Genomic DNA, 21,913 nt, shown 5'->3' with positions numbered 1-21,913 from the left:
AATGGTCGGCATGTGCGCGACTCATGGCAGGTCCACCCGCTCAGCCGCCGCTAGATCGACTTCGATCTGCACCTCCACCTCGTCGCGCAGCTTCAGTGCCCCGAGGAACGCAGAGTAGGGCTTGATCCCATGCGCCGACTGCCTCACCACTGCGGTGCCGCGGTATCGGTCTGGTGCCAGCTCACGCACCCGCAATTCGATGGGCGCGGCGGTGCCGTGCACGGTCAGGGCGCCGGTAATCGTGCCGCCGCCGGCAGCGGGCGCCATCTCTCCGGATTGGAAGGTGGCAATCGGGTGATGGTCCACGCCCAGACTCCGCCGTGCATTCTCCTCGATCTCCCGCCGGTCCTGCTCTGTCAGCGGCCGAACACCGCCCGCGCCCTCCCGTACGGCCAGCGACCCCAGGTCGAACCGGGCGGTGACCGTCGCAGCGGCCGCCGACTCCGCGGGCAGGTCCACCTGCGCCGACCAGTCGGTCACTTCGATCGTCAGGTCGTGACCCACCTTCGACCCGACGCCCTGGCGGCCGGTACGCAAGAGCACATGTCCGCTGACCGGGCCGAGCTGGAGCCGGCCGGCCGTGCGAGTGCCAGACGTACCCACGGCGCTGTGACATATTGCCCACACCCAGGGGCCAGCGAATCCGACAGCCGATACCTACAGTCGGGCCATGAGCACCGACAAAGGCGTGCGGGTCTGGCTCCGCCGGCATGGAGCTGAGCAGATCGCGCATCCCGGGGGCAACCTGTACGCCCACCTATGTCGAGTCAGCGAACGACTCGCCGTGCTTGGCTGTAGCAGTGAAGTGCAAGCCGCGGGCCTTACCCACGCCGTCTACGGCACCGACGGGTTCGACCTCGCCCTGCTTGATCGGGCCGATCGTGCTGTGCTACGGGATCTCGTTGGTGCCGACGCCGAGGAGCTTGTCTATCTGTATGGCGCCTGCGACCGTAGACGCAGCTGGCGGGAGCTGGCAAAGACCGGCCAGGTGTTCGACCGCTTCGTACGTCAGGTGAGAACGCCGAATGCGGCTCAACTTCGGTCGCTCATGGACCTGAGCATCGTCAACGAACTGGACGTCATCGAGCACGATCCTGCGGTGGCGGACCGGCACGGTACCTACTTCCGGGAACTGTTCGCCTCTTGGGCCCCACTGGCCTCTGAGCAGGTCATCCGCGATGCGCAGCGGGTCTTGCGGCCGTGACACCCGAACCATCGGCAGGGCCACGTTCGATAGCACGCACCCCCGGTCGCGTACGCGTGCGAGCCGTCTACCCCGGCAGCTTTGATCCCTTCACTCCCGGGCATTTGAATGTGGTGAACCGGGCACGCGACCTCTTCGACGAAGTGGTCGTGCTCGTCGCGGTCAACAGCATCAAGCATCCGGGCACCGACGAAGAGGAGCGAGCGGCCGCTGTTCGGGCCATCCTGCCGGTCGAGTGGACCTCCGTCACCGTTGCGGCCTGGAGCGGGTTGACCTCCACCTACTGCCGTCGCCATGAAGTAGGAGTGATCGTCCGCGGCGTGCGTAACACCACCGACCTTCGGACCGAGTACCAGCTCGCCGCGATGAACCAGTCGCTGGGTGTCCCCACGGTATTTCTGCCTGCGCAGCCCGAACTGGCCGCGGTGTCTTCGACTGCGGTGCGCACGCTGGGGAAGTGACCTTCGTCCACGCAGCCGTAGACTGCCGGACATTGGCGAACCCCTCGTCGGACCGCCGCCGGATAATTTTTGAGACTGCCGCGTCAAGATCAAGTGACGTTGGAGTACTAGGCACGGCGACTGCAATGACTCGGTGCCAGCGGTGCCGCGAACGTGAGCAACCAGAGCCAAGAGCCAACGCTCATCTGAGTGGTGGCGCTCATCGCCTTGCCGATGGCGAGAGGATCGTCCTCATCGAACGTACGCGCCGCATCTCCGCCCCCGTCGACTGGAACTCGGCGATTTTTTCCACATCCCGATTCCGAGCAATCCGACGGCGGAGAGCTGGCAAGGACCGGCACGGCGACGGCCATCCGCGGGCCACGCAGGGCCAACCCGGCGTAGACAGCCACATCCCGAACCACGCGTTAGGCCCGGACGGGCCCCACCACGGGTACCCGGCCATCAGCGCCGCCGCGATGAGCTCGACGTTGCTGACGTGGCGGCCGAGCAGGTCCTCCGCCACGTGCTTGAGTCCGTAGCTGCCCGTCGTGGGGGTCTTCATCGGCATGATGTTCGCCCGCAGCCAGCCCAGTCGGCTGCAGCTCTTGACAGCTAGGAGCGCGGCTTCGATGATTTGTCATCGCGCAATGACAAATGTGTCCGGCAGGTAGCGCCTGCCGGCCTGGAGAACCAGGAGGAAACCCGATGGGCGTTGCGCTACACAGACGGGTACGTGTCGTGGTGGCCGGCGCGACCGCGCTGCTCCTCGGCCTGAGTGGATGCGCCGGTTCCGGCGGCTCCGACAGCTCAGGCGAGCGTGAGACCGGGAAAGTCGAAGGCAAGCTGCGGGTAGTCACCAACTGGACTGGAGGCGAGGGCGAGGCGTTCGCCGCCGTCATCGACGGTTTCAAGGCGAAGCACCCCACCGTCGAGGTGCAGATCGAACAGGTTCCGTTCGCGCAGGGTGAGGCACTGCTCACACAGCAGTTCGCCCAAGGTTCACCGCCAGACGTCGCGGTGGCACTGCCCGGGATGATCCGGGCCTTCTCCCAGCAAGGCCTGCTACTCAACCTCGATCAGATGTGGGACCGCTGGATCGCCGACGGGCAGTACACCCCGACTCTGCGGGAGGTGGCCGCCGGCGCGGAGGGCCGCACCGAAGCGGTCTACTTCAAGGGCAATATCAACGCACTCATCTGGTACAACCCCGCCCAGCTGGCGAAGCTCGGCGTGTCGGTGCCGAAGACGTGGGCGGAGTTCACCGCCGTGCTGGACAAGGCGAAGGCGGCTGGTCTGGCGCCGTTCGCGGTGGGTGGCAAGGACACCTGGCCACTCACCCAGTGGACGGACCCGGTTATCCTGCGTGTCGCCGGACCGGACGCATTCAACGACCTCGCCCGCGGCAAGATCGGCTGGGACGACCCACGGATCGTAAAGTCGTTCGAAGTCCTGGCCGACATGATCGGCAAGTACTTCCCGGACAACGCGCTGTCGGCCGGATTCATCGACTCCACCTGCGGGCGGGTGCAGGGCAAGTTCCTGTTCGAGAACCAGGGCGCGTTCATCAACCTCGTCGACCCGGCCGAGTGCGACAAGAGCCTCGAGCCCGGCAAGGATCTCGCGTTCTTCCTGATGCCGCCGTACGACAACACGGTGCCACCGGCACAGTTCGTCAGCGGTGACCTGTTCGTCGGTGCCAAGGACACCAAGAACCTTCCCGCCACCCGGGCATTGCTGGAGTACCTGGGGTCGGTCGACGCGCAGACGATCTGGGCCAAGCGGGGCGGGTACGTCGCACCGAACACGAAGGTACCGACCAGCGTCTACCCCGACGTCAACGACCAGCAGGCCGCCACGCTGTGGCCCAAGGACTCCTCGGTCAAGGCCGGCTACGACCTCGACGACTGGATCGGCGGCGAGATCCAGGTGAAGTACCGGCAGGCGCTCTCGGAGTTCGTGCGTGACCAGGACGTCGACGGCTTCATCAGCACGATGAAGCGAGTCGACGACGGATCCCGGAACTAGCCGCCGATGGCCGCTTCCAGCCCGTCACCAGCTCACCTCAGCGGTGACCGTCCCGCCGGGTCTTCCCGGCGGGACGGCCCCCGCCGCGCCGTGCGCGGTGACGGCGCCGCCGGGCGGGGCGGTCACCGCCGGACCGGGCGGGCCGCCGCCGCGTTCGTGGCCCCGTTAGTGGTCATCTTCACCGCGTTCTATCTATGGCCCGCCGTGCAGACCGTGCTGAGCAGCTTCTTCCGCTGGAGCCTGCTACGGCCATGGCAGCCGCAGGACCGCACGACCTGGGACTATGCGGGGCTGGAGAACTACCGGCAGACGCTGAACGATGCCAGCTTCTGGAATGCCGCGATCAACTCGCTCATCTGGCTGGTGGTCTTCCCGCTGCTGGTCACCGGGGTTTCGGTGCTGGTCGCCATCCTCATCTGGCACACCCGGCGATGGGGCGCGGTGTTCCGGACGGTGTTCGTGCTACCCATGACGATCTCGCTCGCTGCGGCGGGGGTGATCTGGTCCTTTATCTACAACCCGGATCCCGACATCGGGGTGCTTAACGCCGTCCTGCAGGCCGTGCATCTCGACGGCCAGCTGGACCTCGGGCCGCTACACCTGCGTACCGGTCAGTGGCTCGCCGACGCCGGCCACCTGGACCTGGGTTTCACCCAGATCCGACTGGTGAACATCGCCATCATCATCCCGGCGTTCTGGGCGTTCACCGGCTTCGGGGTAGTGACGTTCACCGCCGGCCTGTCGTCGCTACCCGGCGATCTGATCGACAGCGCCCGGGTCGACGGCTGTCGGGCCTGGCACCTCGTGCGCCACATCATCCTGCCGCACCTGCGCCGGCCCATGATGGTCACGTTCGTGATGAGCGTGATCTTCGCACTTCGCACGTTCGACATCGTCTACGTAATGACCCAGGGCGGTCCCGGCGAGGACACCATGGTTCTCGCGCTGCTGTCGTGGCAACAGGCATTCGCGTTCCTCACCAGACCACGGGCCGGCCTGGCGGTCTCCGTCGCCGTACTGATGTCCGCCGCGCTGATCGTCTTTGCCTATCCGTACTTGAAGAGCATGCTCCGGCGGGAGGCCCGATGATCGGCAGACGAATGACGGCCGTGGCCCTGTACGGCTCACTGACCGTACTCAGCGTGCTGTGGCTGGTTCCGGTCGCGGCGGCGTTCGTGATCTCGGTGATTCCGATCGAGCAGACCCGACTCGGCTGGTGGAAGAGCGGATTCGCCGACCTGACCATTGACAACTACCGGCGCGCCTGGGAACAGGGCCTGTCCCAGTACGCGCTGAACAGCTTCGTCATCAGCGTCGGGTCGGTGGCGATGACCCTGGTGGTCGGGGCGCTGGCGTCGTACGCGTTCGCGCGGATGGACTTCCGGTTCAAACGGACCACGTTCTTCCTGTTGATCACCACGATGATCGTGCCGGTCCAGATGATCCTGATCCCGCTGTTGCCGTGGCTGCGTACCCTCGGGCTGTCCGGCGGCCACCAGCAGTTTCTGGGGATCGTGCTGGTCCACACCGCGTTCGGCGCGGGCTGGGCGATCTTCATGATGTACAGCTTCTTCGCCGAGGTGCCGGAGGAACTGCTGGAGGCCGCCCGGCTGGACGGCGCTCGGCACCTCGACCTGCTCCGGCATGTGGTGCTGCCGCTCACACTGCCCGGTCTCGTGTCGTTCGCGATCATCGATTTCGTCTTCGTGTGGAACGACCTCCTGCTCGGGCTGAGCCTGCTCGATCGAAACCATCAGCCGATCACCGTCGGCCTGGCGAACCTGCAGGCCCCGCATCTGGCGCAGGAGGACCTGGTGGCCGCGGGTTCGATCATGGCGGTATTGCCGCCGCTGGTGCTTTTCGCGGTGTTGAACCGGTACTACGTACGCGGATTGTTCGCGGGAGGAGTCAAAGGATGAGTGTGCTGGACGTGGTCGCCCTGCAGTTGGCGGCGAAACCGGGCGACGTCACCGGCAACGTGGAGCGCCTGCTTGCGGCTCTGCGTACCCAGTGCGCCGGCGCGGACCTGGTGGTCACACCCGAGCTGGTCACCACCGGATACGACCTGGCGATGATCGACCAGCGCGGCGCGGAACTCGCCGAGCCACTGGACGGCCCGACGGTGACCGCAGTCGCGGAGGAGGCCACGCGGCTCGGCACGACAGTCGTACTCGGACTGCTGGAACGCGACGGCGACGCGCTGTACGACACCGCTGTCGTCGTGGTCCCGGACGGAACCGTCCACCCGTTCCGCAAGACCCACCTCTACCCGCCGGAGCGGCTCCGGTTCGCGGCCGGCGAGACTCTGCTCACCGTCGATACGCCCGCCGGGCGACTCGGGCCGCTGATCTGCTTCGAGCACGCGTTCCCGGAGTTGGCGTCCACGCTGGCCCTGGCCGGCGCGCAGATCCTGGTCATCCCGTCCGCGGTACCGTTCGGCTACGAGTACCTGCTGACCCTGCGGACCAGGGCACGCGCCCAGGACAACCAGGTTTTCGCGGTGGCCTGCAACCTCACCGGGGACGACTACTGTGGACGCTCACTGATCGTCGATCCGCGAGGCGAGGTGTTGGCCGAGGCGGACACGCAGGAAACCGTGCTACGGGCGCGCGTCGACCTGGCCGCAATCGCTCGGGAACGCGATCGGGAGCCGGCGCTGGGCCTGCGCCGGGACGAACTGTACCGAGCCGACGCCGTCAACACCGCCAATTCCGTGCCGGGGGGCCAGCGGTGACCGTGTCCGCCCCCGCCCCGCCGCGCACCGTCGCCGCCGGTGAACTGCGCAAGCCCCTCGATGTCGGAAACGGGCTGCTGGCCGCGTCGCTCGGCAGCGATGGATGCTGGCTGTCAGTCGGTATGCCGCATCCGGTGCACGGATTCGTTGAACTGTCCGGCACGCCACCGTTCGAGGAACGCTGGCGCGGGGACGCGGCCGCGGTCCGGAGCTACCGGTCCTGGCTGACCGAGGACCGGTACGCATTCCTCCGCCTCGACCTACCGGACGAGGCCGTCGCAGCGCGGCGCGTCGGCGTGGACGATGCCGGGCGACCCATTGCACACCGCACCGGCCGAGGTTGGGTCTGCACGGCGGCCGCGTCGGCGCTCCCGGACCAACCTGTGGTAGTCCAGCGGTACGTGCTGCAACCCGCCCCGGGAGGCAGCCCCACCGTCGCCACGCTGTGGTTTCGCGGCCGACTCGACCGGTGCGCGCTGGCGGAGATCACCGAGGTGAACCCGCCCGCGCCACTACAGGTCCACACCGAGGTACGAAAACAGCGCACCATGCTGGCGCTCGACGCGCCGGAACTGCCCTGTCGCGCCCAGGTCTCGGTCCGGGTCCACAACGCGCTGTCCGATGCCTGGATACCGGACTCGGACGGGGGTGCCACCCTGGCCGTGACTGCCCGCGCGGGTGAGGTGGCCGAGATCGTCGTCAGCGTATCGCTGGAAGCCACCTCGCAGCTGGCCTCCCAGCCGCGTCCGGTCCCGGTCGGGCGGTTTCCGCACGCTGATCCGGACACCGTCCTCACACGGATCGGGTCCGGTGCGCTGCGGTATATCCTTGACTGCACTGCGATGGACGTCGGCCGTGGCGAACGCGCGATCCTGACCGATCACCGGCTGCTACCGCTGAGCTGGACCCGGGACGCCTACTACCAGGCTCTGCTGCTGCTCACCGCTGCCGGAGACGACCACGCGGTGACCGACGTGGTGGGCGGGCATCTGCGCTGGCTATGGGGGCGCGGGCGGGCCGCCGGCGTGCCGTGGATGCGCAGCCACCTGCCGGACGGGCGCCCCAAGGACCTCGCCGTGCAGGCCGATCAGCAGCTGTATCCGGTGCTGGAGCTGACCGACTTCCGGCGGATCACCGGCGGCTGGCCGTCACCACCCGGCGACGGTGGCCACGCCGACGCGGCGCGGGAGTGGGGGAGGCTGGTGGCCTCGGTGTGGGAGGGCCTGCCCCGACAAGGCCCCGACGGCCTCCTGGCGAGTGCCGAGAACCCCGCCGACGACCCGTCCGAGCTGCCGTTCTCCCTGTCCGCCCAGATCCTGTACTGGCACACCGCAAACCAACTGGCGAGCTGGTCCGGTGAACTGGGGCTCGACGGGCACCAGCTCGCGAAGACAGCGAGCGACCTGCGCGCCGCGGTCCACCGATGCTTCACCTGCCCTGGTCCGTACGGCACGCAGTGGGCGTACGAGAGCGACGGCGCCGGCCGGTACCGGCTCTACCACGACGCGAACGACCTGCCGACCGCGTTCGCGCCGATGTGGCAGTTCTGCTCCCGGAATGACCAGAGCTGGATGGCCACCATGCGGTTCGCGTTCTCCGCACAGAACCCAGGATTCGTCAGCGGGCGTTACGGAGGACTCGGATCCGCGCACACACCGGGGACGTGGACGCTCGGCGACGCGCAGGAACTCGCCGTGGCATGGACGAATGGCGACGAGGGCAGGGCGGCCGCCGTCCTGGACCGGTTGTCCCGGGTCCACAACGTCGACGGCCTCCTGCCGGAGACCTATGATCCGGACACCGGGCACTGGATCGCCCGGCACTGGTTCGCGTGGCCCGCGGCGGTTCTCGGTGTGCTGCACCTCGACCGGCCCGACCGGTGATCCACGGACCCGCCACCTGACCGGGATGCACAATGAACACGCAACCCTCACTCGAGGAGGAAACCCTTGGTGCGTCCGGCAATTGACCCCAAGCAGCCGTTGCCGGTTTATGTCCAGCTCAAGACACTGCTGCTGGAGGAGATCCTCAGCGGCCAGTACGGCCCCGGCGAGCGGCTGCCGACCGAACACGAGATGTGCGCCCGCTACGGCATCAGCCGCACGCCAGTCAACCGGGCCCTGTCGGAACTCGCCGACGAAGGCGTCGTACTGCGTCATCGACGACGTGGCTCGTTCGTGAACCCGCACTGGGTGCAGCACCACCCCTCCCCGCGCGAGGTGCGGATCATCGTCCCGGACGGATGTTGGGAAGCGCTCGTGCGCGAGGCCGTCCCGGACGACCTCACCCTGAACATCGTTTCGGTAGATCTATCCGACCTGCACCAGGTGCTGGTCCGTGCGGTAGCCGAGGGCCGGGCTCCCGACATCGCCGTTCTGGACTCGGTGTGGGTGCACGAGTTCGCCGCGTCCGGCTTTCTCATGCCCCTTGATGAACTCGACGCCGACTGGGTCCGCGACGAGTACGAGCAGGACTTCCTTGAGCCGTTCCGGTCAGCGAATACTCTTGACGGGCGGCCCGTGGCCGTACAGGCCGAGGCCGACGTGGCCGGCATCTGGTACCGCCGCGCTCACGTGGCCGCCGCCGGGCAGGAGCCACCCCGAACCTGGGCAGAACTCGCCGCGCTGGGTCAGGTCCTGGCCGGTCCAGGCCGCCCCATCCCGCTGACCCTACCCGCTGGCTCGCGCGCCGGTGAGACCGCGACGTACTGCCTGCTGTCGCTGCTCGCATCGAACGGTGCCACGGTTCTCGACCGCGAGGCGGTCACACTCGATTCCCCCGCGGCGGCGGACTGCCTGGCGTTCCTGCGCCAACTCCTGGACAGCGGCGTCATCCCCGCCGACGCGGTCGCCTACGACCGTCACCGTCCGATCCGACAACTCGCACAGGGCCAGGCCAGCATGGCCTTCGGCGGCAGCTACGACGCGCCCGCGCTGGCCGCGGTGGCCGGGGTGACGACGGACGACGTCCTTGACGTGTTTGGGTTCATCGGCATGCCCACCGGGCCGAACGGGGGTGCCGCCACGCTCGCCGGTGGGATGGTGTACGGAATCTTCCGGCAGGCGTCAGCCCCGCAACTGGCGATGCGCGTGCTCCGGGAAATCACGTCGAGCGACGCGCTCGCGCGGATGTCACGCGCTACCTGGCAGATCGCGTCTCGACGGTCCGCCGTCGACCGCGCCGCGGCCACTGCGCCGCTCCTGCGGGCAACCGGACCTCTGCTCGAGCAGGCCGTGGTGCGACCGGTGACCGCCCAGTACCCCCGGGTCTCTGTTCAGTTGCAGTCGATGCTTGAGGCCGTCCTCACTGGGCGGATGGAGCCGCATGCAGCGACCGCCCGGACCGCAGAGATGATCAGCGCGATCACTGGTCGGCCCCTTGCCTGACGGGCCGCAGTTCCTCATGATCGTCCGTACGCTGCGGACAGAGAATTCAGCTCTGGCAGTGGCCGCGCATCACAGCGTAGGCCCTTCTAGGTAGGCCGTGTTTCATAAGCCTGGTCGGAGCCAATCGGTGATCGCGACGATGTGCAGCTTGGCTTGGTAGCGGACGGCGAGTTTGTCGGATCGGGTGGCTACGGCGCGGTGGCGTTTGAGGCGGTTGATGCCGCACTCCACGGCGTGACGCTGGCGGTAGGTGTCGGGGTCAAAGGTCGGCGACCGCCCGCCCCTCGCACCGGCGGGGAACCGCCATGATGAGCCGGTGAAGATCCTGTCCATCCAGTCTTCGGTCGCCTACGGCTACGTCGGCAACTCGGCCGCTGCCTTCCCCCTTCAGCGGCTCGGGCACGAGGTCTGGCCGGTAGTGACGGTCCACTTCTCCAACCACACCGGGTACGGCGCGTGGCGCGGGCCGCTGCTGGCGCCGGCCGACGTGGCCGAGGTGATCGCGGGCATCGCGGACCGCGGGGTCCTCGGCAGCGCCGACGCGGTGCTGTCGGGCTACCAGGGTGACCCGGCGATGGGCGCGGTGATCCTCGACGCGGTGGACAAGGTCAAAACGGCCAACTCGGACGCGGTGTACTGCTGCGACCCGGTGATGGGCGACGCCGACCGCGGGTTGTTCGTCCGGCCAGGCATCCCGGAGTACATGCGGGACATCGTGGTCCCGCGCGCGGACATCATCACCCCGAACCAATTCGAGCTGGACTTCCTCGCCGGCCGTACGACGAACTCGCTCACGGAGTTGCTGGAGGCGGTCGACGTGGTGCGCGAGACGGGACCGCGGCACGTCCTGGTCACCAGCGTGCTCCATGGCGACGTGCCGGTGGGGTCGCTGGAGGTGGTGGCCGTCTCGGATGAGGGTGCCTGGGCGGTGACCACGCCGCTGCTGCCGATCAACCCGAACGGCGGAGGCGACGTCACCGCGGCGCTGTACCTCGCGCATCTGTGGACGACGGGCTCGCCCGCGACGGCACTGGAACGCACCGTCGCCTCCGTCTTTGCCGTACTCGAGGCGACCCTCGCGGCGGGCACCCGGGAGATCCAGCTGATCGCGGCCCAGGACGCGATCGCCGAGCCCCCAGGGAGGTTCACCGCCCGGCGGCTGCGCTGACGCGACGTCCTGTGGAGCCGTTACTGACGCGCTCATCGCCGGGGCATGGTCTCCCCGGCTCGCCCTGGCCAGCGGCTCCTGTTGGTGGACATCCGGTCCAGCCATTGCACGTCGTCCACGACGCAGACCAGCGGCTGTTCCGACGCGGCCTCGGCGAACAGCCCGAGCACGGCCAGCCCGATGAGCAGCGCCTCCGGCGGGTCGCCAGGGCTCAGCCCGAAGGCGGTGGCGAGCGCGACACGCTGCGGCTCGGGCAGCCGGTCGAGGCGGCCCAGCAGCGGCGCGCAGAGTTGCTGCAGCGTGGAGTAGGCGATCTCGGACTCCGGCTCCACCCCGGCCGCCCGGGTCACCCGGCCAGCCGAGGCGTGCTCGATCAGATAACCCAGCAGCGCGGTCTTGCCGACGCCCGGCTCGCCGCGCAGCACGAGCACACGGCTGTGCCCGGCGCGGACGTCACGCAGCAAGCGGTCGAGCGTGTCCCGCTCGCGCCGCCGGCCGCGCAGCGCCAGACCCTCGCTGTTACTCGGCACGTCACCCTCCCCGGTGGGCACGTCGATCACGCGTACCCGAAGACCCGCCGACGCTGCGGTCGCCGTGGTGCCCCACCGCCGCGATGTGCGGATCCGGCCGGGCGGCACCCTGGTGTCGACCACCTCGCCGGCGCCGTCAGACCGCAGACGCGCCGTCCGCACGATGACCGTGACCGTCCGCGGCCGGGGCCGGTGCGGTGACCCGCCGGCGGATCAGGGCCGCCGCGGCGCCGAGCACGGCCGCGCCGGTGCCGAGCAGCAGGACGGCGTCGGCACCGCGGGCCGTGAAGCCGCCGGTCTGGCCGGCCGGCAGCAGGCTGGAGGCCACGGTGATGCTGGCGGCGACGCCGAGGGCGGAGCCGACGTAACGGGCGGTGTTGTTGGCGCCGGAGCCCATCGCGACCCGGTGCGGGGGGACGCTGGCGACGGCGAGCCGGGCGAGTGCCGCGTTGAGCAGGCCGCTGCCCGCCCCGGAGATGAGCAGCCCGGGGATGGTGCGGACCCAGGAGTGCGCATCGGCGTAGCCGAGCATGGCCAGGTAGCCGGCGGCGGTCAGGGCGAAACCGAGGGCGAGTTGCCGGGTGGGCGCGAAGCGTGTGCCGAGATGGCGCATCTGGTTGCTGACCACGAACGAGGCCCCCGCCCAGAGGAAGGCCAGGCCGGCGGCGCCCAGCGCGCTGACGCCGATCAACTGCTGCACCAGGGTGGGCAGGACGGTGCTCGGGCCGAGCGCGGCGAGCCCGGTGAAGAACGCGCCGAGGGTGGCGATCCGGAAGTCCGGCCGGCGGAACAGGGCGAGATCGAGCATCGGCGCCCGGCCGCGGGCCTCGATCGCCACGAAGGCGGCGAGCAGCAGCGCCCCGAGCACCAGAGGGATCAGCACCGCGGGCCGCAGCCAGCCGGTGCGTCCGGCGGTGACGGCGACGAGCAGCAGCGCCAGGCCAGCGCCGAGGGTCAGCACCCCGGGTACGTCGATGCGGGCCGTCCGCTCGGCGCGGGACTCGGCGAGCAGCCTGCCGCCGAGCGCCGCCAGCACCGCGGCCAGCGCCGCGAGAACCAGGTAGAACCAGCGCCAACTGCCGAGCGCGGTCAGCGCGGCCGAGGCCAGCGGTCCGAGAGCGACGCCGGCGCCGAGCATCGACGCCCAGCGGGCCGTGGCGTGGGACCGTCCATGGTTGGTGTGGAAGACGTGCCCCAGCAGGCCCAGCCCGGCGGCGAGGATCCCGGCGCTGGCCACGCCCTGCAGCACTCGGGCGGCGACGAAGGTGCCGGCGTCGGGGGCGACGGCGGCGCCGACCGTACTGGCGGCCAGCAGCGCGAGGCCGGCCCGGAATATCCGGCGCCGTCCGAAGTCGTCGCCGAGGCTGCCGGCCACCAGCAGGGTGGCCGCGAGCCCGAGGGTGATCGCGTTGATCAGCCAGGTCTGGGTGGTGAGGCCGGCCCCGAGGCTCCGCGCGGTCTGCGGCAGTACGGCCACCGGTGCGGTGTAGTTCATGAGGACGAGCAGGGTCGCGGCGCAGACCGCGAACAGGGCCCGGGAGCCGGCGCGGGTCGCGTCCGGGACTGGGGCGGCTGCGGGCGGTGCGGTGATGCCGGCGGGTGTCGACATGCGGGAAGCCCTCTCGGTTCGGTGAACGAACCGAGGCTAGCAGGGATGGTTCGTTGAATGAACTGACCGGGGGTAGGATCACAGCGTGGCACTGGGGAAGAACTACGAGGGCCAGCAGTGCCCCCTGGCCAGGGCGCTCGAACTGGTCGGCGAGCGGTGGACGCTGCTCGTCGTCCGCGACGCCTTCTACGGCGTACGCCGCTACGGCGACTTCCTCGGCCACCTGGACATCCCCCGGGCCGTGCTCGCCGACCGGCTCGCCACCCTCGTCGAGGCGGGCATCCTCCAGCGCCACCGCTATCAGGACTCCCCGCCCCGGGACGAATACCTGCTGACCGAGCGGGGCATCGAGCTCTGGTCCGTGATCTACCCGCTGATGCGCTGGGGCGGGCGGCACTTCTCCACCGGCGAGCCGCTGCGGATCTTCCGGCACGCCGCGTGCGGCACCGAACTCGACCCGGCCAGCCGCTGCCCGGCCTGCGACCTCACCGACGTGGCACCCGGCGACATCGAGGCCCACCCCGGCCCGGGCATCCCCGCCCAGCCACGCCAGGACCCGGTCGGCGTCGCGCTGCGCAAGCGCCCACACCGGCTCCTGCAACCGCTGCTCTGAGTCGTGCACGGCCGCGACCTGGGGTTTCGTTGATCAGGTCAGGCTGCTCGCGAGCTGTTCGACCTGCACGCGGGCGGATTGCATCACGCTCTCCGCGCCTTTCGCCCTGGACTTCATACCACCGCGACGGACACCCGCGTGCCCAGTTCACTCAGGCCCGGGTGTTTGTTGGGCGTCGGCGCGGGTAGACATCGGCGCCAGCCGGGTAGCGACCACTGCCATCATGTCGCGGCTCACCACGGTCTGCTGGCCGCCGCGCTTGGGGGGTCGCTGGCTGATGTGCGACGTGTCACTGCCATCCGGGCAAGGGCGGTTGTCAGGGGAAATCGTGGAGCTGAGGGTCCACGGGGTGGCGGGCACCGGGGCCGGTCAGGTGCTCGGCTGCCGGGACGTCCGTCAGGTGGCCGGCGACCGCCGGGCCGGCTTCTACCGCCCCCGAGCGCAATCCCGGCACACGACCGGTCCGGGCGGGATCGTGCTGGAGGCGTACCAGTGGAGCGGCCTGCCCTCGGGCACCGCGGCGCGGACGCTGTCCCTGATGTTTCTGCTGCCGTTCATGCTGGGCAATGTGACGTTCTGGATGCGCCCGGCGGGACGGGGCTTGCAGTCCGGCGTCACGGTGCTGTGCCGGCTCCTCGCGCTCACCCTGACGCTGGTGTACGCGCTGACGGCGGCTGGGGTCGCCCTCGACCTCCTGGCATGGAAGTGCATGGACTCGTCCGGCTGTCTGGCCGGCCATGGCTGGCTGTCCTGGCTGGCCGGCCGACCGGTCGGTCTGCGCCTGGCGCTGCTGGCCCTGGTGCCGTTCGCCGCGGTGGCACTGGTGTGGTTTCTCAGCGCACGACAGGCTCGCTCGTACGGAGCCTTCCGATTGCCGACCGCAAATCCGCAGGGTGACCACCTCGCGGCGTTGGACCGGTGGGATGTCTCGCCGAGGGCGAAACGTCTTCGCGCGATCCACGTCGCCGCTGCTTTCGTCACGCTGGACGTCGTCCTGCTCGCCGCACGCGCCGCCGCGGGGACTTCCGTGACGGTGGCCGTGCTGTCCGCGCTCACCGGAGCGTTGCTGGCCACGTGTGTGGTGCTGCTCTGCGTCCCCGGCCTACTGGAGCCGGCTCCGACCGCCAGCACCACGGATCGCATGCCTCTGGTGCTGCGCGCCGTGGCCGGCGGCCTGACGGTCGCGACGCTCGGGTACGTCGCCGTGGAACCGGCCCGCTGGCCGCGATCGAACGGACTGCCCAGGTACGACGACATCGTCGCCATCGTGTTCGTCACCCAGACGGCCCTGCTCGTCGCGCTCGCCGTACTGGTGCTGTGGCGTCCTGGCGGCCGGGATCACCGGCAGGCGCTTCCGCGTGGGTTGGGCGCCGTCGTCGTCGCCGCAGTCGCGGCGGGCCTGGCGGGGGCCCTTTCGGGCGAGCTGGTCTACCGTGCCGCGTCTCTGCTCAGCAGGCAGACGTTCATGCTGCGGTCCGGGGACCCGGCGGTGCCAGCGTCGGCCTACCGGTGGGCGATCCTGGCCTTCTTCCTGACCACAATCGCCGCCGTGGCGGCGTGCGCCGTCATCATCCTGTCGGCCCGCGCGGACCGTCGGCGAACCGCAGCGGCCATCGTGGCCCAGGACTACCCGGTTCCCCCGCCGGAGGCGACCCCCCAGGTCCAGCGAGTGGAGAAAGCGGTCATCCAGGCATCTTTTACCGAGCAGCTGGGCTCACTGGCCATCGCCTACGCGTGCCTGACCGTCATCGGGCTCGCGGCCAGCGTGCTAGCTCTTGTGGGCTTGGAGCCCGCCCCGCTGACGCAGGACCTCCTCGGCATGCCGAGCGATGTGCAGAGCGTAGTGATGGCCATCGGCAGCTATCTGATCCTCGCAGTCGTCGTCGGGCTCCTGGTGGGCGGGCTGTTCACCTCTCGGATGGCAGGGTTTCGCCGCTACGTCGGAGTGCTATGGGACCTCGGCACCTTCTGGCCCCGCGCGGCCCACCCGTTCGCGCCGCCCTGCTATATCGAGCGGGCGGTGCCTGAGCTGACGGATCGGATCTGCCAGCTGGCGCGACGCTACGACGGGGTGGTGCTCAGCGGACACAGCCACGGGTCGGTCATTCTGGCCGCAACCGTGCTGCGACTTCGCCCAGAGGTGCGGCGACGAGTCGCGCTGCTCACCTATGCCTCCCCCCTCAAGCGACTTTACGCCCAGCTCTACCCGGCGTACCTCGGCGAGCCCGTGCTGCACGAAATCGGCGACCGGATCGGGTGGCGCTGGCTGAACCTGTGGAGCGACACCGACCCCATCGGCGGCTGGATCTTCTCCAGACAGCGGCCCGGCGACCCGCCCTCGCGCCCCCCGCCCGCCGCGTTGGTGGACCGCCGCCTACGCGACCCCGAAGGCGTGCTGGCCCGGCCTGGGGACAGCGCCCCGCCGCCGATAAGGGGGCACATGCCATATGAATCGGACGATCGCTACGCCACGGCAGTCCGCGAGCTGGCAGACCGGCTGCGCGACCCCGACAGCGGTTGAGATTCCCCTGCTCCTGGCCCCGTACCGCGACGGGGAGGCGGCGGGCGACTCCAGGCCTTAGTACTCCCACGGCGTTTGGCCCGACCTGCGGCTCTGCGTCTTGGCTGTTCCGGGACTCTGCGCCCTCCCGGCGCAGAGCCTCGGATCGTCACAGTTTGCGGGACGAGCCAAGGTGCGCGCGGAGCGTTGCGGCGACCTCGCCGGCCGCGGCGAGTTGATCCGGCGTGAGCGCATCGACGAAGAGTTCGCGGACGGCGCGCAGATGCGGGACCGTGGCACCCCGGAATGCCTCAGCGCCGGTGGTGGTGAGCACGACCTCGGCTCCCCGGTTGTCGGCGGCGCACTCCTCGCGGCGGATGAGCGCGCGCCGCTCCATGCGGCCGAGGTGATGGGAGAGACGGCTGCGCTCCCAGCCGATGCCCGTCGCGAGCTCGGAGGAGCGCATCCGCCACCCCTCGGCCTCGCTGAGGGCGAGCAGCACCGCGTAGTCGCCGGGCGATAGCGAGGACTCGCTCTGCAGCCGAGACGACAGCTCGGACCTGAGTGCCTCCGCCGTCTCGATGAAGTCGCGCCAGATCCGCAGCTGCTCGGCGGTCGGCAACTGGCGACCTCTCCGCCGCTGCGGTGTGTTCTCCGTCATCCGTCCTCCAATTGACGTGTCAATCATACCGTGGGCATAATTGACACGTCAATCAGTCTGGCGATCTCGGGGCGGCACGCCGCACTGCCCGGGACTGGAGCAGGAGGAGACCATGAGCGCCGAAGGCTTCGAACTGGGACTCAACACGTTCGGCGAAGTAGCCACCGACGGCGACCGTGTCCTGAGCGACGCTGAGACCGTCCGGCTGATCGTCGAGGAGGCGCAGCTGGCCGAATCGGTCGGGCTCGACGTGTTCAGCGTGGGCGAGCACTACCGCGAGGGCTTCACTGACTCGGCGACGCCCGTGCTGCTCGCGGCGATCGCGACGGCGACAGAGCGGATCCGGCTCGGCACCTCGGTCACGGTGCTCAGCACGAACGACCCCGTCCGGCTCTACCACGAATTCTCGACACTCGACGCGGTATCGAACGGCCGCGCACAGCTCATCCTCGGGCGCGCCTCGGCGACGGAGTCGTTCCCGCTGTTCGGCTACGACCTGACCGACTACGAGCAGTTGTTCGAGGACAAGCTCGAACTGTTCATGCGGCTCCAGCGGGAGGACTCGGTGACCTGGTCGGGCACCGTCCGCAGCCCGCTTATCGAGCAGCGCCTGCACCCCCGGATGCGGCCGGGTGGCATCCCGACGTGGATCGGCGTGGGCGGCAGCCCGAACTCGGTGGTCCGCGCCGCCCGCTACGGACTTCCTCTCATGCTCGCGATCATCGGCGGGCGCCCGCAACGCTTCGCGGGCCACGTCGACCTCTACCACCGCGCGCTCGAACAGTTCGGGCACTCCGCGCAGCCGATCGGGCAGCACTCGCTCGGGCTGGTCGCCGACACGGACGAGGAGGCCGCGGAGACCTGGTGGCGCTACTGGCAGCCGGTCGTGACGCAACTCGCCCGTGAACGCGGCTTCTACAAGCCGACCCGTGAACGCTACGAGGCCGAGATCGACTCCGGGGCACTGTTCGTAGGGTCTCCCGAGACGGTCGCGCAGAAGATCGCCACGATGGCCCGCGACCTGCGACTCAGCCGCTTCGACCTCAAGTACGACGTCATGCACCTACCCCGACGGGCTCGCGCCCGCAGCATCGAGCTGCTCGGCCGTGAGGTCGCCCCGCGGGTGCGGGAACTACTCACCAAGGAGCCCACCCATGTCTGACCTCGTGTTCGGCCTCGACACCTTCGGTGACGTGCCGGAGGACGACTCCGGTACACCGGTCTCCTATGCCGCCGCGATCCGGCAGGTCGTCGATGAGGCGGTGCTGGCGGACGAGCTCGGCGTCGACGCCATCGCCGTTGGCGAGCACCATCGACCGGAGTATGCGGTGTCGACCCCGGAGACCGTGCTTGCCGGCATCGCCACGCGTACCTCGCGCATCCGCCTCGGCTCCGGTGTGACCGTGCTGAGCTCGGACGACCCGGTCCGGGTGTTCCAACGCTTCGCCACGGTCGACGCGCTGTCGCACGGCCGCGCCGAGGTCATCCTCGGACGTGGCTCGTTCACCGAGTCCTTCCCGCTGTTCGGCTACGACCTGAGCGACTACGACGCGCTGTTCGAGGAGAAGCTCGACCTCTTCGTGAAGCTGCTCGACGAGCAGCCGGTCACCTGGAGCGGCACCCTGCGCACCCCGCTGCATGACGCCGACGTCTTCCCGAAGACCGAGTCGGGCCGACTCGCCACCTGGGTGGGCGTCGGCGGCTCGCCACAGTCGGTCGTGCGCACCGCACGCCACGGCCTGCCGCTCATGCTCGCCATCATCGGCGGCAAGCCCAAACGCTTCGCGCCCTACCTCGACCTGTACCGGCGAGCCGCCGACCAGCTCGGCACGACCGCGCATCCGGTCGGAATGCACTCGCCGGGCTTCATCGCCGACACCGACGAGGAAGCCAAGGAGGTGTTCTGGCCGCACTACCGGGTCATCCGGGACCGGATCGGCGCCCTGCGCGGCTGGCCGCCGATCCGCCGCGCCGAGTTCGACGCCGAGATCGAGCACGGATCCCTCTACATCGGCTCGCCGGAGACCGTCGCCCGCAAGATCGCCCGCACCATCAACGACCTCGGCGTCGGCCGGTTCGACCTCATCTACACCGCGGGCGCACAGCCGGTATCCGCCCGGCTGCGGGCCGTCGAGCTCTACGGCACGAAGGTGATCCCCATGGTCCGCGACATCCTCGCCAACTGATCCCAGGTAGGCGGCATCACACGATCGGAACAGACATGAACGACACCGCCCAGAACGGCCGCCGAACCATCGGCATCCTCGGTGCCGGCAAGCTGGGAACCGTTCTCGCCAGGCTCGCCCTGGCCGCCGGTTACCGTGTGCTCATCGCCGGCTCCGGCGACCCCGCCAGAATTGCGCTCACCGTCGAGGTGCTCACTCCCGGCGCGGTCGCCACCACCGCCGTCGACGCTGCGGCCCGCGCCGACATCGTCATTCTCGCCCTGCCACTCGGCAAGTACCGCAGCATCCCCGCAGACGCGCTGCGCGGCAAGCTCGTCGTCGACGCCATGAACTACTGGTGGGAGGTCGACGGCATCCGAGAAGACCTCACCGACCCGCGCACGTCCTCGAGCGAGATCGTCCAGGCGTTCCTTCCCGACGCCCGTGTCGTCAAGGCGTTCAACCACGTGGGCTACCACGACATCGAGGACAAGGCCCGCCCCGCAGGCGTTGCCGCACGCACGGCTGTCGCGATCGCCGGCGACGACCCCGCCGATCTCGCCGCCGTCGCCTCCCTCGTGGACGCACTCGGCTTCGACCCGGTCATCGCCGGCCCCCTCGCCGAAGGCATACGCTTCGAACCAGGCACCGAGCTCTTCGGCGTCGACGTAGACGCTGACGAGGTCCGAGCCAGACTCGACGGCTTCCCGGAATCGGAGCGTGGGCGGATCGTCGTCCGCGCGCGTGCCAAGGCGCCGGGACTGAAGACGAACGGCGTGGAGGAACATGTACGCACGCTCCGGGTGCACGTGGCGGGGCCGATCAACCAGGGAGGCGGACAATGAGTGACGTAGACATGATCGTCATCCGGAACAATCCGGAAATGAAGAGGTACGAGGTTCTGGTCGACGGCACTCTCGCCGGCTTCGCCGACTACCGCCTCGTCGGCGACCGTGTGGTGTTCACTCACACCGAGGTGGACGTCGCCTACGAGGGGCGCGGACTGGGCTCGAGGCTGGTCGGGGAGTCGCTGGACGATGTGCGACGGCAGGGCCGATTCGTCACCCCGCTCTGCCCGTTCATCGCCTCCTACATCCGCCGCCATGCCGAGTATGCCGACCTGGTCCGGCACCCGTGACCGAGCCGGCCACGCACGACCCCTTCGATGGCGGGAAGCGGTATTCCGGCCCGGAGATCCTGGTCAGCTACGACGCTCGCCGGTGCCGGCACGCCGGCGAGTGTGTCCGGGGTCTACCGAAGGTGTTCGACGTCGGACGACGCCCATGGATCCTGCCCGGGGCCGCACTGGGAGACGAGGTCGCGACCATCATCAGGCGGTGCCCGACCGGGGCCTTGCAGTATCGCCCGACAACCGGTGCCGACACCGAGCAACCTGATCCGGTGACGACCGTACGAGCGGTGCCCGGTGGTCCCCTCCTCTTGCGGGGCGACTTGCGGGTGTGGACGGATCAGCCCGGCGTCGGTGTCGGGATGCGCCGCGAGACCCGGATGGCGGCCTGCGCCTGCGGCGCCACCGGGCTCGCCCCGTACTGCGACGGATCGTGTGGTGTCGAGCTCTAGTCAGCTCCCTGGCGGTCACCCGGCGGCGGAGTGTGGTTCGCAGGCCGCGCAACGATTCCCTGGCAGGGATGTTCTCGTAGACTCGCCGATTCGACGGTGCCACGTCGACGTCGACCAGGCCGCCGTTGCCCATCCGCCCGAACGAGCGAGTTCGGCGTAGGGCATTGGCACGCCGGGCGGCCGGTCAGGACGAAGACAGGTCGGAACTGCTGACGTCTGAGCGGCGCCGCACGATGTCGAGCGTCTCGTCCATCGCGCCGGCCGGGTCGGTGACCGGGAACTGCGCCGCGCGCACCACCGCGTCCGGCCCGACCAGCAGGGTGAGCCGCTTGAAGCGGTCCACGCCGGCCCGGAAAGGTGGGCAGGAGCACCCCGGCGGCGAGCCGGCCGTCCTGGTCGGACAAGAGCGGGTACGGCAGCCGGGCGTGCCCGGCGAAGGCGCCGCACTTGCCGAAAACCTCGTCCGCGCAGGTCACGCAGCATGCTCGTACTCGTGGAGAATTCCGCCGAGGCGATCGCGTCTTCGTATGTCGAGGCGGGCCAGCTTGTCCGGGTCGGCGACCTGCGCGGGCAACGGGTACAACGGACGTGCGTTCGCGATTCCCTGGTGCGGGCGGTGCCCGCTCCAGCAGGGTGATCTGATGGCGCAACGCCAGGATTTCGATGTCCTTGTCCCGGTCGCTCATGGGCAGCAGGCGCACATGATCGGGCGGATCTGGCGGGACTTCGGCCTCAGACCCCACCGGGCGGACACCTTCAAGCTGTCCACCGACCGGCCAGTTCATCGAAAAGGTCGTCGACGTGGTCGGGCTCTACCACAACCCACCCGAACGCGCGGTGGTCCTGTGCGTGGACGAGAAGTCCCAGATCCAGGCCCTCGACAGATCCCAGCCGGTCCTTCACCCCGACCGGCTCGTCCTGGATCAACCAGGTCGAACGCTGGTTTCGGGTTCCTCACCGAGCAGAAGATCCACCGCGGCGCGCACAAGAGCGTCCAAGCCCTCGAAGCCGACATCCGGTCCTGGGTCGTGGACTGGAACAGCAATCCACGACCGTTCACCTGGACCAAGACCGCCGAAGAGATCCTCGAGTCACTCGCACGATTTTGTAGGCGAATTTCTGGCGCAAAACACTAGTGCCTCGTCTTTGAACGTTGATCGTGTAATCCGCATTCATTTGGCCGCCGCCGCCGCCGCCCGACGACCGCCGCATGCCACTGCCCGGGAGCGCCTGTTCAAGCCGTTTTCTGCGCCCGAGGGGCAAGGGATTGCGGAAGTCCGGCGGGCGGCTGCCG

21 protein-coding genes and 2 pseudogenes are annotated in these 21,913 nt (G+C 69.3%); 17 read left to right on the top strand and 6 right to left on the bottom strand.

Going from position 1 to position 21,913, the window contains the following annotated elements; translation table 11 throughout:
• Positions 1-21 precede the first annotated feature (21 nt).
• The gene (locus ACLQ2U_RS12685; protein WP_425750793.1) at positions 22-504 is read right to left on the bottom strand and encodes a YceI family protein; all 483 of its coding nucleotides are present in this window, start codon (positions 502-504) and stop codon (positions 22-24) included.
• A gap of 166 nt (positions 505-670) precedes the next feature.
• Between ACLQ2U_RS12685 and ACLQ2U_RS12680 the strand changes: the two genes are divergently transcribed.
• The 8 genes from ACLQ2U_RS12680 to ACLQ2U_RS12645 all read left to right on the top strand — a co-directional run bounded on the left by ACLQ2U_RS12680 (position 671) and on the right by ACLQ2U_RS12645 (position 9,792).
• The gene (locus ACLQ2U_RS12680; protein ID WP_425750792.1) at positions 671-1,204 is read left to right on the top strand and encodes a DUF6817 domain-containing protein; all 534 of its coding nucleotides are present in this window, start codon (positions 671-673) and stop codon (positions 1,202-1,204) included.
• Between the two features lie 56 nt (positions 1,205-1,260).
• Positions 1,261-1,665 (top strand): pantetheine-phosphate adenylyltransferase, encoded by a 405-nt coding sequence (gene coaD / locus ACLQ2U_RS12675; protein WP_357922834.1) that lies wholly within the window; start codon positions 1,261-1,263, stop codon positions 1,663-1,665.
• Between the two features lie 723 nt (positions 1,666-2,388).
• Positions 2,389-3,672: an ABC transporter substrate-binding protein gene (locus ACLQ2U_RS12670; RefSeq protein WP_425750791.1), complete on the top strand. Its 1,284-nt coding sequence runs from the start codon at positions 2,389-2,391 to the stop codon at positions 3,670-3,672.
• A 168-nt stretch (positions 3,673-3,840) separates the two neighbouring features.
• Positions 3,841-4,761: a carbohydrate ABC transporter permease gene (locus tag ACLQ2U_RS12665; protein WP_425750790.1), complete on the top strand. Its 921-nt coding sequence runs from the start codon at positions 3,841-3,843 to the stop codon at positions 4,759-4,761.
• The gene (locus ACLQ2U_RS12660) at positions 4,758-5,591 is read left to right on the top strand and encodes a carbohydrate ABC transporter permease (RefSeq protein ID WP_425750789.1); all 834 of its coding nucleotides are present in this window, start codon (positions 4,758-4,760) and stop codon (positions 5,589-5,591) included. The genes ACLQ2U_RS12665 and ACLQ2U_RS12660 overlap by 4 nt, the downstream gene beginning before the upstream one ends.
• On the top strand, positions 5,588-6,406 hold the full coding sequence (locus tag ACLQ2U_RS12655; protein WP_425750788.1) for a carbon-nitrogen hydrolase family protein: 819 nt from the start codon (positions 5,588-5,590) through the stop codon (positions 6,404-6,406). Before ACLQ2U_RS12660 ends, ACLQ2U_RS12655 begins: the two co-directional genes overlap by 4 nt.
• On the top strand, positions 6,403-8,289 hold the full coding sequence (locus tag ACLQ2U_RS12650; RefSeq protein WP_425750787.1) for a glycoside hydrolase family 125 protein: 1,887 nt from the start codon (positions 6,403-6,405) through the stop codon (positions 8,287-8,289). The genes ACLQ2U_RS12655 and ACLQ2U_RS12650 overlap by 4 nt, the downstream gene beginning before the upstream one ends.
• 69 nt (positions 8,290-8,358) lie before the next feature.
• The gene (locus ACLQ2U_RS12645; protein ID WP_425750849.1) at positions 8,359-9,792 is read left to right on the top strand and encodes an extracellular solute-binding protein; all 1,434 of its coding nucleotides are present in this window, start codon (positions 8,359-8,361) and stop codon (positions 9,790-9,792) included.
• Between the two features lie 102 nt (positions 9,793-9,894).
• Here the strand turns inward: ACLQ2U_RS12645 and ACLQ2U_RS12640 are convergent.
• Positions 9,895-10,083, bottom strand: a pseudogene (locus ACLQ2U_RS12640) (IS5 family transposase); the annotation flags it as partial.
• Between the two features lie 25 nt (positions 10,084-10,108).
• On the opposite strand from ACLQ2U_RS12640, the gene pdxY reads away from it, so the two are divergent.
• Positions 10,109-10,960 (top strand): pyridoxal kinase PdxY, encoded by an 852-nt coding sequence (gene pdxY, locus ACLQ2U_RS12635; protein ID WP_425750786.1) that lies wholly within the window; start codon positions 10,109-10,111, stop codon positions 10,958-10,960.
• Between the two features lie 32 nt (positions 10,961-10,992).
• Here pdxY and ACLQ2U_RS12630 read toward each other — a convergent pair whose 3' ends face one another.
• Positions 10,993-11,490: an ATP-binding protein gene (locus ACLQ2U_RS12630; protein WP_425750785.1), complete on the bottom strand. Its 498-nt coding sequence runs from the start codon at positions 11,488-11,490 to the stop codon at positions 10,993-10,995.
• Positions 11,491-11,626: 136 nt separating this feature from the next.
• Complete coding sequence (locus ACLQ2U_RS12625; protein ID WP_425750784.1) at positions 11,627-13,099, bottom strand: MFS transporter; 1,473 nt, start codon at positions 13,097-13,099, stop codon at positions 11,627-11,629.
• A gap of 85 nt (positions 13,100-13,184) precedes the next feature.
• On the opposite strand from ACLQ2U_RS12625, the gene ACLQ2U_RS12620 reads away from it, so the two are divergent.
• Together ACLQ2U_RS12620 and ACLQ2U_RS12615 are read left to right on the top strand one after the other, a co-directional pair.
• Complete coding sequence (locus tag ACLQ2U_RS12620; protein ID WP_425750783.1) at positions 13,185-13,712, top strand: winged helix-turn-helix transcriptional regulator; 528 nt, start codon at positions 13,185-13,187, stop codon at positions 13,710-13,712.
• A 328-nt stretch (positions 13,713-14,040) separates the two neighbouring features.
• The gene (locus ACLQ2U_RS12615) at positions 14,041-16,233 is read left to right on the top strand and encodes a hypothetical protein (protein WP_425750782.1); all 2,193 of its coding nucleotides are present in this window, start codon (positions 14,041-14,043) and stop codon (positions 16,231-16,233) included.
• Positions 16,234-16,381: 148 nt separating this feature from the next.
• On the opposite strand, the gene ACLQ2U_RS12610 is transcribed toward ACLQ2U_RS12615, so the two are convergent.
• A complete protein-coding gene (locus ACLQ2U_RS12610; RefSeq protein WP_425750781.1) occupies positions 16,382-16,834 on the bottom strand; it encodes a MarR family winged helix-turn-helix transcriptional regulator in 453 nt (150 codons plus the stop codon).
• Between the two features lie 151 nt (positions 16,835-16,985).
• On the opposite strand from ACLQ2U_RS12610, the gene ACLQ2U_RS12605 reads away from it, so the two are divergent.
• From ACLQ2U_RS12605 to ACLQ2U_RS12585, 5 genes are read left to right on the top strand one after another with little or no spacing between them, the layout of a single operon-like run.
• Positions 16,986-18,035: an LLM class flavin-dependent oxidoreductase gene (locus ACLQ2U_RS12605; RefSeq protein WP_425750780.1), complete on the top strand. Its 1,050-nt coding sequence runs from the start codon at positions 16,986-16,988 to the stop codon at positions 18,033-18,035.
• Complete coding sequence (locus tag ACLQ2U_RS12600) at positions 18,028-19,059, top strand: LLM class flavin-dependent oxidoreductase (RefSeq protein ID WP_425750779.1); 1,032 nt, start codon at positions 18,028-18,030, stop codon at positions 19,057-19,059. Before ACLQ2U_RS12605 ends, ACLQ2U_RS12600 begins: the two co-directional genes overlap by 8 nt.
• A gap of 35 nt (positions 19,060-19,094) precedes the next feature.
• Positions 19,095-19,883 (top strand): NADPH-dependent F420 reductase, encoded by a 789-nt coding sequence (locus ACLQ2U_RS12595; RefSeq protein ID WP_425750778.1) that lies wholly within the window; start codon positions 19,095-19,097, stop codon positions 19,881-19,883.
• The gene (locus tag ACLQ2U_RS12590; protein WP_425750777.1) at positions 19,880-20,176 is read left to right on the top strand and encodes a GNAT family N-acetyltransferase; all 297 of its coding nucleotides are present in this window, start codon (positions 19,880-19,882) and stop codon (positions 20,174-20,176) included. The genes ACLQ2U_RS12595 and ACLQ2U_RS12590 overlap by 4 nt, the downstream gene beginning before the upstream one ends.
• Positions 20,173-20,619 (top strand): (4Fe-4S)-binding protein, encoded by a 447-nt coding sequence (locus ACLQ2U_RS12585; RefSeq protein WP_425750776.1) that lies wholly within the window; start codon positions 20,173-20,175, stop codon positions 20,617-20,619. The genes ACLQ2U_RS12590 and ACLQ2U_RS12585 overlap by 4 nt, the downstream gene beginning before the upstream one ends.
• A 184-nt stretch (positions 20,620-20,803) precedes the next feature.
• Here the strand turns inward: ACLQ2U_RS12585 and ACLQ2U_RS12580 are convergent, their stop codons facing one another.
• Positions 20,804-20,962, bottom strand: coding sequence for a hypothetical protein (locus ACLQ2U_RS12580; RefSeq protein WP_425750775.1), 159 nt, complete (start codon positions 20,960-20,962; stop codon positions 20,804-20,806).
• A 361-nt stretch (positions 20,963-21,323) separates the two neighbouring features.
• Here ACLQ2U_RS12580 and ACLQ2U_RS12575 point away from each other — a divergent pair.
• Positions 21,324-21,755 (top strand): annotated as a pseudogene (locus ACLQ2U_RS12575) (IS630 family transposase); the annotation flags it as partial.
• Positions 21,756-21,913: the final 158 nt, after the last annotated feature.

The organism is Micromonospora sp. DT47 (assembly GCF_049844475.1).
Lineage (GTDB): Bacteria > Actinomycetota > Actinomycetes > Mycobacteriales > Micromonosporaceae > Micromonospora.
This window is presented reverse-complemented; position numbering and strand designations above follow the sequence as displayed.